The organism is Pseudomonas sp. S09G 359, from assembly GCF_002843605.1.
Taxonomy (GTDB): domain Bacteria; phylum Pseudomonadota; class Gammaproteobacteria; order Pseudomonadales; family Pseudomonadaceae; genus Aquipseudomonas.
Window position 1 is genome coordinate 5,868,176 of the sequence record NZ_CP025263.1, and the last position, 12,179, is coordinate 5,880,354.

Below are 12,179 nucleotides of genomic sequence, written 5' to 3' on the forward strand. Positions count from 1 at the left end.
TACTATGTGCGAGCCAATGTATCCTGTGATTTTGGACTGCCCCAACGGTTTTGTCGTCAAGGATGCGTGTCGCAGACCAACGACTGTATCCACCGTGATAAGAACTGTTACGCATAACCTTAGCAACCTAGAACTGAATGACTTCGCTGGATGCACGCGCTTGGACGTTCAATATGGCTGAGATTCCAATGTCGAGTAAATTGGCCTGGAGGTTCTAGTGCTTGAAAGGAGAAGGCCTCTTGCGAGACAGCAAGTGTATGCGTCTGCTTAAAAGCCACGGAGACCTTATCTACCGAACGTCATTGCATCCAAGGACTTTACGAGCAAGGTTGTCTCGCCTTAACGGTGCAGCGCTTATTGAAATTGAGCAAATGTTCGGCTTTAAGGCTTTCACGCCGGCTACGAATCAACCCTGCTGTTAATTCATAGTAGTAAACGGTAGCCGGAGCTGAACATCGCAAGTAGTGCTCCAGAAACCATCTCACGTGTTTGTCTCTCCAAGACCAGGGTGTCATGCAACCCCAGCGCTCAAGAATAACCTCGTGCATCCTTTCTGCTTGCCTGATGTGCCGCTGGCGCGTTGCGTAGGCACCTCTGAGCGCCGGACTCAGAAACAACGCCATATCAAATTCGGACTTCATCCCCGACCTCCGATGTAGGCACTCACCACATCGATGCGGTTGTGCCCCAATTCGTGGCTGATCTGCTGTCGTGCACGCTGATCAAGCTCTCGATCCTCTCGATGAACACGACCGCCATTGACAGGTGTATTCAAGCCAGTCAGTTGCTCATAGCGCTCACAGGCGTAAGCCGCCCGTAGCTCATGAAAACCTTTCAACCCCTGCTCATGCAGGAAGTCCCGTGCCGGTCGCACAACTGCCTGCATAAAGTCTTTGTAGCTTTCGTCGGGCGCCAACAAATTCCGACTGCCATTGGGTGAGGCCGCGCTGGCCCAATCCAGGGCATCGCGAACTTGATCCGTCACCGTAATCCAGCGCGGTGCCGAGGCTCCTGATCGACCACCTTTAGTGCCATCCTGGATGTTGATCTTGCCCAGTCGTTGAGCCTCTCGTTGCAACCGCGGCAGGTCGGCCAAGATCGCTTCACGCAGGCGCATACCCGTCTCCCGGGCTAAGAGAACAATGGCACTCACCCTCGCTTGGTGTCGCTCTGAGAGCATTTGCGCAATCAGCCTGACCTGGATACGGTCTTGGCCTTGCGGGGCCTCACTACGCACGCTTGAACGCTGTAGGCCTAGCGCCTTACTCGGACTGGGGATTTTGACGTACTGATCACCGCGCAGCGCGGCCATCGTTCGGTTCACGCTGGACAGTCGGTTGTGCGCGGTGGCAATGCCGACGCTTCCCTGATCAACCTGCTCCCGCACGTGGACGGCGTACCGCATGAGGATCTCGCGGTCTATCTGACGCGCGTCGTTGACCCTCGGTCCTTCATCGGATCGACACCAATTCACGAAAGCCTGCCAGCGATCGCTATGAGCTTTGACGGTAGCGAAATGACCGCCGCCAAACAGGTCTTTCAGTGCTTGCGCTCCAGCATAGCTAAGCTGGCGACCGAAGCCGAAATTGCGCCCCGCTCGCTTACCGACCCGAGCCATTTTTCTGTTCCTGATCGACTGCCGCGAGATCATGCAAAAGAGCTCGCCAGTGCGCACTTACAATCGCGAATTGAGCCCAATCAGTCGGGCGAAAACACAGCGTGTTGTCGGTGACGTAAAGATGCGCACCCTCCTCTTTCAACCATTGAATAATGGCTGTCGCAGAGGCGATAGTTTTATGGGTGGTGGCGACACTGGCGACAGCGGCGACAACCCTTGTCCTGCCTGATTTTGAGCGTGGCGACAATGTGGCGACACTCGCGGCGACAAACTGCGCTTTTGGCTTTCTTTGGCGCTGAGCCAGATGGTTGCGCAGCGCCTCATCAAGATTGAACATGGCGCACCTCGAAGGTGTGGCCGTCGGTAATCAGCCAATGATGATTCAGCAACTCAACCAACAGCCTGGAAGCATGACGACTGCTCTTGCGGGCAAAGCGGGGACCGTTGCGATTCAGCTCTCGAATACTGAAGCGCTTCCAATCCTTGACCTGCAACCAGCGCAGCAGCCGGTCCGCCTCTTCCTTAACTCGACACACTGGCTCCTGCTCAGTCAGGCGCTGGATCTCGGTGAGGTAGTAGCCGACTAATGCGGAGGCCCGCTGGATATGGTCGACCTCCACGACGCTGCTCTCCTCCACAACTGCAAGAACGCCGGCGATGCGTAGCAGGTTATCGGCTGCCTTTGATCCGCTGGGCCGTACGCTGGCCAGCTCGCCAAACTCCCCCAGCTGGGCTTCGATGGCATCGTGTAAATCAATCCAGCGACGACGCGCCAATGGACTGAGGTTCAGTAGTGATAGCTTTAGAGCACCGTCAGGGCTAAGTGACCACGGCTGACGAAACAGGGCCGAAAGACGGTGGTGATAGCGCTTCAGGGCGGCGTCTTTGGACAAGTCGACGGCCTGGTAACTGCGCTGTCCGGCCAGGCTGGTAGGCCAGGTCATCAGGCAGCGACCGAGAATACCTTGCCCCTGTAGCAACGGGTCACTGAGTAACTGCATGGCCAAATACGGCTGCAACATCAGGTGCAGGCTCAAGCGCCGGTCATAAGCCCGTAGGCTTTCGCCTGTCATGGAGCGCGCTCGATCAATCGGGCTACCGTCCCAGAGTGACGACAAGGTCGTGACCGCTTTCAAACGGTGATCCCGACTCATGGTGCTGCTGCCGAGGAACTGTCCCCCTTCATCGCAGAACAGTCCCATGCTGGGCAGGTCATGGCAGAGCCCCTTGATCAGCGCTTCGATCGTCGGGTCCGTGGTGATCAACCTAGGTGCAGAGGGCTCCGCTTCGAGCAGCACGCCGTTTGTGGGGGCGGGATCGACAGGGTTGGCACGTTGCGCCTGCCGCTGTGCGGCACGGTACAGGGCGAGTTGTTCGCGGTAGCGCTGCCACTGTTCACGCTCCCATTGCCGTGCCGGCAGCAATGCACATCGGTCTGCGGCGGTCTTGCGATCACCTGAAGCGGCCACCGTGATCAGGTACAGCGACAGTGGATAATTTCTCCCGTCGAGCTGTAAGCCCGCATGACCTTGAGTGGCCAGCGCCGAGGCAGCCAACACTGATTGCGCGGCCAGTGCCTGGGGCACGCCTATGACCCCGGCCATTCGCTCTACCGCAGGCCCAAGAATCCCACCCAGTGCCTGCACCGGATAAGGCTGGGCCACGAGATTCGACTCAATCAGCGGTCGAGGCGGTCGCGGTAGTTCAAGCTTCGGATCTAGCTGCTGCATGGGCCCTTTCCTCGTTCATTGCTGGTTGTCCTCACCTAGTCCCGCCGCGGATGTTGAGTGTTATCAGGGATCAAGGCCCCTGCGACCTGTGAGGTGTTCACTGACGTGGAACGAACGGCTCCTTACGACCGGGAGCAAGGGCATGACCCCATGAATCTGGCCTCCTTAGACGCATCCGAAGATGCGGGCGGGTGGAGGCTGTGCCGACTGACGAGTTCGGCAACTGGAGATCCTGAGCGGGAGAAGGCAACGACATCGACACCTGGGGCATGCCTGACTGTCAGTCAGGTGCAGTCTTTCCATAGGCTGCGGCACCGGCGTCTGTGTCGTTGCGGATGGTGACGAATCGGATTTGTCTGGCCGATTGTCACGAGGAGAGTTGCGGCAACGCCCTGTACGACGTGGCTTGCAGCAGTAGTACGAGCGCCCGTCTCTTTCCGGGAGAAAGAGACGGGCGCGGTCTGGCGCAGCGAAATGTGCCAAAAGGTGAGGTTGCTGCAGCGCAGCGAGGTAGGCCCGTCGTCTGCCGCAATGGACAGATCGGTCGAGTAGGCATCCATCACTCTTGGAGAGTGACCGTGCGAGCCGCCGGACGCTAATCGCACTTGGGGAAGATCCACCACGCGAGTGGCGTAGCCTTAAAGGTTCTGGCTACCTGGGCAGGTGCTGTCAATGACAGCGATCTGTGCGCCAATTTTTATACCCACTCGAAAAGGCGGTCAAGCGTCACAGCCAATGCGCTGAGAAAGTGGCGACTGTCGCCACTTCTGTCGCCATGCTCCAGGCCACGTTACACGTGGGTTGTCGCCGGCGTCGCCGCTGTCGCCACATCTACATCCATGCCCAACGAAAAGATTCGCACATACACTGAATAGCGTTGCGCACGACAGGATCGCGGGGAATTAATGACGGGTGAAAGCAAGTGTGGCGTTAATCAAATATGAAAATTGGAGAGTGGAACACGGCGGCCTAGAGAAAAAGCGAGTGAACCCTCCGATCGGCGCGATCAAAGATCGCTTGATCGGAGGGTTTGGCGGGAAAAGCAAATCTCAAACGTCAATTACAGACTCAGGCATCAAAGCGGGTTGATTGGGAAGTGACGGACTCACGTCGCATCATCAGCGTCTGCTGCAACCGTAGCAAAAAACCGGCTTCAAATGCCTCTTGTGGATCACCTGGACGATGACGCTTTCGGTTCTGAGACAGCGCCCACCATAACGGAAGTGATGAGCCTTCAAGCCAAGTCTCCGCGCAACGAACGCCCTCCTTTATTACCGGCGCGAACTCATCACCCCACGGTGTTTGGATCGCGGGAGACCCTTCAGCGGACGGGACAGAGACATACTCATGGATCTGTTGATGGACGCTTTGAGCCGGAATGCCAGTTAAATTCCGGAATGCCTTGTCGTACAACACGGCGGCGTCATCCAACAACTCTACTGCAAGCTCAACGTCTTGCGGAAAATGAAGCAGAACACTCTGGGCTCCGTTAAGTCGGAGAGTGGCAGCCTGCCGCAGTTTAATCGCTGCATCTTCAGGGGTAAGCGATGAAGTATCGATGCTGGTAGGTTTGGGGAGGCCGATGAGAAGCGAAAGATCAAACATCGCGGAATCCTCCGAGATAGTTTGCAGCTTGAACCGTTTGGCCGGGGTGGCGCACGTGCTTAAAAGGGGGACAGGTCATTTTCCTTATCTCCTCGGACAGTTAAGGAGCCGTCCACCCAGCCGTTCTGACACGAAATGGGTGGCGGACCGTACGGGGGTCAGAAACCGGCGTCCGAGGGAACCGGCCAGGCCGAAGCCTGCCCCGCACGGACCGCCATAGAAAAGCAGCAGCTAGGCCTCTGAAAGCACCTAATCGCCGGCTATGGCGCTATGCGCCTCGAACAATTCAGGTTCTGACACCCGGCCACGGGATTGACCGCGACGGAACAAAGCGTAAATGCGAAGCCGCGACAACACAAGCATGAGTATCAATACGGCTGCGTTCGAACAAGCGCTCCAAGCAGAAACTCACGCACATCCGAATTTAGTGGTTATGACAAGCCAGGTACCATGTAATGCCTTCTTATTTCCGAAGCCGTCCACAGTGATAGAATCGGTAACGCTATACACGACACCCTCTCGAGAAATGTTATGTCTACAGAGCTGACGGAAGAAGAAATGCGCCGGGCGCTATTCGGTGAGCCTCAGGCCACTGCATTGGTAATCGACACTCACGCGCAAGACACTGCACCGGAACTAGTGATTGAGGAGCCGACGAAGGTAGTGAAGAAAAAGAAATTATCAAATACCTTTACTCCCAGATTGAGAGTCACCCTGAGGGTTGGGAATGAATTCGAAGGCAAAATGCAAGAGATCGTACATGAGGCCGATACGCTTAGCTCCCTAGTTGCAGAGCAAGACGCTACGAGGATAGCCAAGAAAAAATTTAGGTTTGTGGAAGTTATTTCGGTCAAGTCGCTGTAAACGGCCCCTGAACCACCTTTTAACCGGATTCCATTCTAGAAGTACCTAACCTACCAGATGATGTTGATTGAGGTGTCAAACCTATAATACGGTAGCTGTTAGTCGGCTTTAGACTAACAGCCGATCCAAAATCTCAATGACTCACTGATCGCCAACTCTCTCCGCAGCCCTCGGTAGCGACGGGCGGAAGCAGGCCACGGGCGGACACATCAAAGATGTCTATGAAACTAAAAACGATTAACACTCGGAACCGCCAGCAGGGCATTGGCGGGCCGCAACACTCCGGAGCCCCTACGGTGAGTAAATATGAGTTGTGCAGGCCTCAACTCCGGACGAAATACGTCTCCCGCGCTGATAGCGCCAGTGTTTTGCACTCTGAATCAATATATCTCGTAGGCTGCACATTTCAAAGCGATTATCATTACTAGGCGGACATGTCGCCACCCAAGAAAGGAATCGAAAAGCATGAGCGTTAATGACAGCTTGAGAAAGCCGCTGGACTCTGAACCAGATGGCCCGTATGGTGAAATTACCGATATCTCTATAATTCTGACTGAGACTGCACTAAGTCGCGTCGGGGTTTCGTTGGAGAGTCATTGGAAGGAGGCGGGAAAAGGTTGGATGTACCGGGTCGATTCAGCTGATCCCAAAATCCCACAGCTACGCCATGTGCATATAGCCAAGACTAAGAATAAATCAGCCAAGAATATGCAAGTTTCGTGGAACGTGGACGGCACCCGGCATGACAAGGCATCTTTCAACGTTGACCTTAGCAAGCAGAAGTACGTTCGTGAACTGGCAATGAGGGTTTTGAAGCTGAGTGATACCGTTAGCCTAGAAAACGCAGATACTCATAAAATCAACTTTGAGCCTCTACAAAGCGACGTGCCGACAGCTTCACAGGATGGATCAGAAGTCTATATACGCTTTGGTCATATTGAAACTATTAAGACACGCCTCCCCGCTTGGCTAAGAATATAGAGGCTGTGAGTCGCCAATGAAAATTAGCGGTCAGCGAGATGTTGCAGTTTTAGGGTAGCTTTTGACCGATCGCGATTGACCTTTCGGCCAAGGGCGACCTCTATGATAGGCAAAAACGGGCCTGTTTTAATCATTAAATATCCTTAGTAGTCTGACGTACCGCCCGATTGATAAATGAGGTTAGAAAAGCCGTCGACGCCTCATTGTTATACAGTAACGCCAAAAGCGTACAGAAAATTAAAAGCTTGAAAGGTGCGAGCAAAGCGCTATTATGCTCTGACTCCCCTATGGGGATAACGGTATTGCCTTCTACCGGTTAGCAATAGCCGGTCTTCAGCTGCGAGGACTCGCACTGATGGGGGGGAGGCGTCAAAGCCTTCCCAACCATGTGATAACTTACTTTTACTTGGGTTTATACCGTGGAAAAGCCTGAGTCTAACTCGGGCTTTTTTGTTTTTATGGGAGGGAGATTATGAGGTTAGAGAAACAACTTGAAGTTATAATTCTTGAGGAGGCCGAGAAGTTAATTACTCGCTATCATGAATACCATAATAGAGTGCATCTTGAAGCCAAGAGGAATGCAAGACGTCTCGGGGATGCCGCGCCTACCAAAAAAATATATACACCTGACTATTGGGATATCAATAAAAAGTACAATCCATTCTATGTCAGGAGCAAACACAAAAGTATTGCTCGATCAATTGCGAAAAAAATAGAAGATCGTACCTACACCCCGAACAGTCCATACATTAAATCTGTTCCTAAGCCTGATGGCGGTATAAGAAAGGTAGCAATCTACCAAATTCCCGACGCGGCCATATCAAAGATGTTCTTCAATAGACTTCTGGCTAAAAATCGACATCGCTTTAGCTCATTTTCTTATGCCTACCGAAATGACAGGAATGTTCATTTTGCAATACAAGATATCTCCGTTGACCTTCGAAGAAACGAAAGAACATTTTTAGCTGAGTTTGATTTTTCGGACTTTTTCGGATCTATTTCTCATTCATTCCTTAAAGACCAGTTCTTAGAGAATGGATTTTTTATCAGTCCAGAAGAAAAATTCATAGTTAATTCGTTTTTGAGAGAGAGAAAGGTTGGCGTTCCTCAGGGCACATCCATTAGTCTTTTTTTGGCAAATCTGACCTGTTGGAAATTCGACCAAGATTTGGAACGGGAAGGTGTAAAGTTTTCGCGCTATGCCGATGATACAATTGTATGGTCTCCAGACTACTCAAAAATATGTAACGCATTTGGTTATATCAATGATTTCTCCAAACAAGCGGGCGTTAAAATCAACGTCACTAAGTCCGAAGGAATATCACTACTAACGAAAGATGGCTTACCATCTGAAATAGTTGCAAAAACGCGTCTAAACTTCTTAGGATATGCTCTTTCAGTTGACAAGGTCTCGATTAAAGACAAATCACTTAAAAAAATTCAGAAGCAAATCTCATATATTCTCTATCGTAATTTAGTTCAGCCTCTCAAGCAGCAAAGTCTGGCAGGCCAGCGCATACCAGCGAATGATAAAGACGTCAATCTGATGTCGGCCATTTTGGAGGTGCGCAGATACATGTATGGAGGCCTCAGCCATAAACAAATTAAAGATTATTTGTCTGGCAGGGCCAAAAGAATATATTTCAAGGGGGTGATGAGCTTTTATCCCTTGGTCGATGACGTCATTCAGCTAACGATGCTTGATGGATGGCTCCTCTCAGTTATTCATCGAACTTTAAAGTTGCGCTCAACGCTACTTATAAGCCACGGACATAATAGATCGAATCGTTTTCCTTTTAACGCATCTAGAATACAACTCTTAAATACCTGCTCAAAAAATCCATTGCTCGAAATTCCTAGTTTTTTACTAATACAAAAGGCCTTGAAGAAAGGATTGGTTGAGAGTGGCATTGAAAGGGTTATGAATCCCGACTCTCTAAACTATGACTATCGCTGATCGTCGTCCAACGAAGCTTATAGCCTTAGCATTTCGAAAGGATGGACGGCTGTTTTTGTCCGATAAGGACCAGTAATAGGCCTAGCTCATGCGGCATTTGCGCCTGACTTGACCCTACGCATGCTCAACGAATTGTCGCAATCACCGGACGGGGTTAACAGGCCGATCGCACTACTGGCCTGTCAGGCCTACTTAAGAGCGCTGATTCTGTGACCTACGTCTCCGCAGAACAAATATACCGGTACGTTCTCATCCCTTGAGTCTTGATCCTAGCGGTGAATGGCAGTATGCCGCCACCTTACAAAATTTCGCTTAAAGGCACCACAGGTCAACGACGCTTGCCCGTACCGTAGCTACCTGGCAGTGCCCTGCGGCTTGTTATTGTGTCCCATCCGCGAGTTGCAGATGGCGTCATGCTTCTAGAACCGTCCTCCTCCTCGTCAATATTTCTTAGAAGGGCGTCGTAATTGCGCTTGAGGATAGAAAAGTTTTCGATCTCCTCCGCTACCTGCGCTTCTAGTTCCGCGATCCGGTTTTCTCTCACTCCAAGCGCTAGCTCTAGAGCTTCGACCTTCTCGACCTGCTGCTCAGCTATCAGCTTATGTTTCTTTAGGGCGCGATTGCGCTTACCCAGTTTCTCCAATGCACTACTCATCTCATATTTTGACGAGGCCTTTTGCTCTTCTAAAAGCTCGCTGCTGACCACGCTGTATTTTTCGTGCAGCTTGAGCAATTTTTTAAAGTCGGCGAATGTGAACTCTACAAAGTCAGTGGCTTTGTCCCCGCCAGGTAGCATGATCGTCGTGAGATTTGTGAATCGCACTGACTCAAGAAACCGGAATTTTTTTTCAGTGAGCAGCCCACCACCTTTAGCATCAGATCGGCTCGTCCGAGCAACAGTTTTGCCAATAGCTTTACGAGACATACCACTGCCACCTCGTTAAATTGATAGCTCTGATCATAGCGCGAGGGAGGCTCGAGACACAGTGCTGAACGCCTAGTCAGTCAAGCTATACCGGCCATCTCTCCTAGCATCTGGGTAGTGATCGAACCGTCACCTACCGCCCCCAACAGACCAGCCTCACGATTGAAGCAGGCCCGCACTTGCGAGTGCGATGCCGAGGATCTGCTCGCCCGTTAGATCAACGAAGCCCGTCGCAGCCTGGAAGCTGCATATCCTTGCGAGAGGTGACAATCACCCGCTCCTCGTTATCGAAGCGTCTAGCGGCTGTTTGATTCGCGCCGACACATTGATTGAGTTTTCGGCGACCAGTGAGACCCGCTGTGCTGGAAGGATCTGCTGTTGAACAACCCCAACCGAATAATGCTCCTCAAAAACAATTGCAGGCAGCGTGGAAATTTACCGTCATCCTTGGCTAGTCGACACGTGCCCTCGCAAGCAACGGGTCACGTTGATAGGTTGGGCACGAAATTTGAAAGCAAATTGATACTACACCGCTCTGCCGTTGAGTTTCTACGAAGGCAACTTAGAGCCAAGCCGCAACGCGCGATTGCTACCTGTTGTTCCGACAGTTATAAAAAGACCACCGCTTACGATGGATGTGAAGCAATGTTGCCAGATCGACTAAAGCAGGAGTGGGGGTCACTTGAACATTATTTGTGAGGTATTCCAATTGGTATTCCAATCAAAATAAAAAACCAATATTAATTATAATAATCAATCACATAAAATACCAATTCAGATTACCCCGGCCCACCAATTCGATGCATCAACAAAACCCGCCTAGTGCGGGTTTTGTTGTTTCTAGGCCTTGGAAAATTTGACCTTCAGACTTTTCCTTCAAGATGTGGCGGCTTAGGTGAAGTGGTGCAACTCAGCACGTGGGAGTAGCCTTCAACGGTCGCCGCAAAACGGTCAATTCAGGGATGGCCACCCATTTCTGGGCTTGACGCTCAAGCAACGACGGAAAAAAAATATCCAACAGCTCAGTACAGCGCGCAGGTAATTGTTAGAACCTGCCCAGCAGTCCTGAGCTTTTTTTTTGCCTGAGGAAAGTGAGTGAAGCGAACGGCGGTTCTCATTGATGGTGGTTTTTTCTTTCAACGCATTCTGTTTTTCGTGAGGAAATACTTCCGAAAAAATCTGCCAGTCAGCGCAGAGCAGCTGGCTCAAGCCGTCAGAAAGCTGGTGAAATTTCATATCGAGGACGACCGGTCCGCGAGCCGGGAACTCTACCGCGCGAATTACTACGACTGTCCGCCCCCCACCAACCAGGTGCGCCTTCCGACAATTCCGGCCAGCCACAAAACGCCAGGCCATATGAATTTCAACACTCATCCGCCCTATCAGTTGCGACGCGCCCTGCATGACCAGTTACGTCGCAGCAGAAAGACTGCGTTGAGGTTGGGAGAGCTGGCAAAAAGTGGAGAGTGGCGACTCAACTCACACACACTCAAAGCGCTGCTCAAGGGCGGGCGGTCCTGGAATGAGCTGGTCAATGAAGACTTCCACTACAACGTGGAGCAGAAATGCGTCGATACCAAATTAGGCATGGACGTCACGACTCTTGCCATGGACAGGTTGGTCGACGTCATCGTGCTGGTAGCAGGCGACGCGGATTTTGTTCCTGCTGCGAAGCTAGCCAGGATGAAAGGAATCGACTTTGTTCTGGACCCTATGTGGGCCAATACCACCAACAGCCTGAGTGAGCATGTGGATGGCCTTAGGTCTTTCGACATTGTGAAAATGATCAGGGACATTACCGCAACCGACGTAACAATTCGCCCAGAGTGGTGGGATGACCGGTCGCATGTAAGGCATCAATTGGACGATGTCACCGAAACCTCCCCTACATGAATCTTGTGCCAGCACCGTAAATAAGGCCTTCGGAATGTTCCTGCACGATGTAGCGCCATTGGTGAACTAGCGCCCCCTGTCTCACACAGATAGCCTCTCCCCGTCGCTGCAAAATCAGCGACCGGGTTTAGCAGCTCGGTTAATATCAAGGCTTGCAAAGCCTCCATCTGTTCAGCAACTGCTGGACTGCGTTATGGCGGCTGTGCGTGGGGCACTTTCGGGTGCGCTGGGTTCCTTGATTCCTGGTCTGCTAACCCGCGTATGGTCGCCACCCCTTTCGTTTAGCAGCGATGCCTGGTGACTCCACCAATCAAGGAGTTTGAGCCATGAAAAAAATCCCCCCCAATCCCCCAACCTTCACCCTCTTCACCCTCGCCCCAGACATTTCCACCGAAGCGCTGCTGATCCAAACCAGCGAAACCCTCGCCTCGCTCAACGCCATCACCACCGACCTGGCCTTCGAACTCGAAGGAGCCAACCGCCACACGCTGTTGGGCGCACAGCAATTGATCGGTTTGGGCGAGTTGTTGGTCGGGCGCCTGTTGGACGTGTGTGTGCCCATCCAGGATCTGCAGACACCCCGATGACCAAAAAGGCCGAGGCGCT

Annotated in this window: 11 protein-coding genes; 5 read left to right on the top strand and 6 right to left on the bottom strand. The window is 52.1% G+C overall.

Annotated features, from left to right (window positions below):
- Positions 1–317: 317 nt before the first annotated feature.
- The 5 genes from CXQ82_RS31730 to CXQ82_RS26975 form a co-directional block, all read right to left on the bottom strand.
- Positions 318–641, bottom strand: a complete 324-nt coding sequence (locus tag CXQ82_RS31730) for a hypothetical protein (RefSeq protein WP_101273057.1) — start codon at positions 639–641, stop codon at positions 318–320.
- Positions 638–1,618 carry an integrase domain-containing protein gene (locus CXQ82_RS26955; protein WP_101273058.1) on the bottom strand — a complete coding sequence of 327 codons (981 nt, stop codon included), beginning with the start codon at positions 1,616–1,618 and terminating at the stop codon, positions 638–640. The genes CXQ82_RS31730 and CXQ82_RS26955 overlap by 4 nt, the downstream gene beginning before the upstream one ends.
- Positions 1,602–1,955: a hypothetical protein gene (locus CXQ82_RS26960; protein ID WP_101273059.1), complete on the bottom strand. Its 354-nt coding sequence runs from the start codon at positions 1,953–1,955 to the stop codon at positions 1,602–1,604. Before CXQ82_RS26960 ends, CXQ82_RS26955 begins: the two co-directional genes overlap by 17 nt.
- Entirely contained in the window at positions 1,942–3,348 is a 1,407-nt protein-coding gene (locus CXQ82_RS26965; RefSeq protein WP_101273060.1) for a YfjI family protein, read from the bottom strand. The genes CXQ82_RS26960 and CXQ82_RS26965 overlap by 14 nt, the downstream gene beginning before the upstream one ends.
- Positions 3,349–4,416: 1,068 nt before the next feature.
- Positions 4,417–4,953, bottom strand: a complete 537-nt coding sequence (locus tag CXQ82_RS26975) for a LasR-specific antiactivator QslA (protein WP_101273061.1) — start codon at positions 4,951–4,953, stop codon at positions 4,417–4,419.
- Positions 4,954–5,484: 531 nt separating this feature from the next.
- Here CXQ82_RS26975 and CXQ82_RS26980 point away from each other — a divergent pair.
- From CXQ82_RS26980 to CXQ82_RS26990, 3 genes are all read left to right on the top strand, one after another.
- Positions 5,485–5,817 (top strand): hypothetical protein, encoded by a 333-nt coding sequence (locus tag CXQ82_RS26980; RefSeq protein WP_101273062.1) that lies wholly within the window; start codon positions 5,485–5,487, stop codon positions 5,815–5,817.
- Positions 5,818–6,282: 465 nt separating this feature from the next.
- Positions 6,283–6,798 (top strand): DUF6367 family protein, encoded by a 516-nt coding sequence (locus CXQ82_RS26985; RefSeq protein WP_101273063.1) that lies wholly within the window; start codon positions 6,283–6,285, stop codon positions 6,796–6,798.
- Positions 6,799–7,270: 472 nt separating this feature from the next.
- Positions 7,271–8,755, top strand: a complete 1,485-nt coding sequence (locus CXQ82_RS26990) for a reverse transcriptase domain-containing protein (RefSeq protein WP_101273064.1) — start codon at positions 7,271–7,273, stop codon at positions 8,753–8,755.
- A 328-nt stretch (positions 8,756–9,083) separates the two neighbouring features.
- On the opposite strand, the gene CXQ82_RS26995 is transcribed toward CXQ82_RS26990, so the two are convergent.
- The gene (locus tag CXQ82_RS26995; RefSeq protein WP_157832196.1) at positions 9,084–9,680 is read right to left on the bottom strand and encodes a hypothetical protein; all 597 of its coding nucleotides are present in this window, start codon (positions 9,678–9,680) and stop codon (positions 9,084–9,086) included.
- 1,095 nt (positions 9,681–10,775) lie between these two features.
- On the opposite strand from CXQ82_RS26995, the gene CXQ82_RS27000 reads away from it, so the two are divergent.
- Both CXQ82_RS27000 and CXQ82_RS27005 read left to right on the top strand, forming a co-directional pair.
- A complete protein-coding gene (locus tag CXQ82_RS27000) occupies positions 10,776–11,573 on the top strand; it encodes an NYN domain-containing protein (protein ID WP_101273066.1) in 798 nt (265 codons plus the stop codon).
- 326 nt (positions 11,574–11,899) lie between these two features.
- Positions 11,900–12,160: a DUF6124 family protein gene (locus CXQ82_RS27005; RefSeq protein WP_101273067.1), complete on the top strand. Its 261-nt coding sequence runs from the start codon at positions 11,900–11,902 to the stop codon at positions 12,158–12,160.
- Positions 12,161–12,179: the final 19 nt, after the last annotated feature.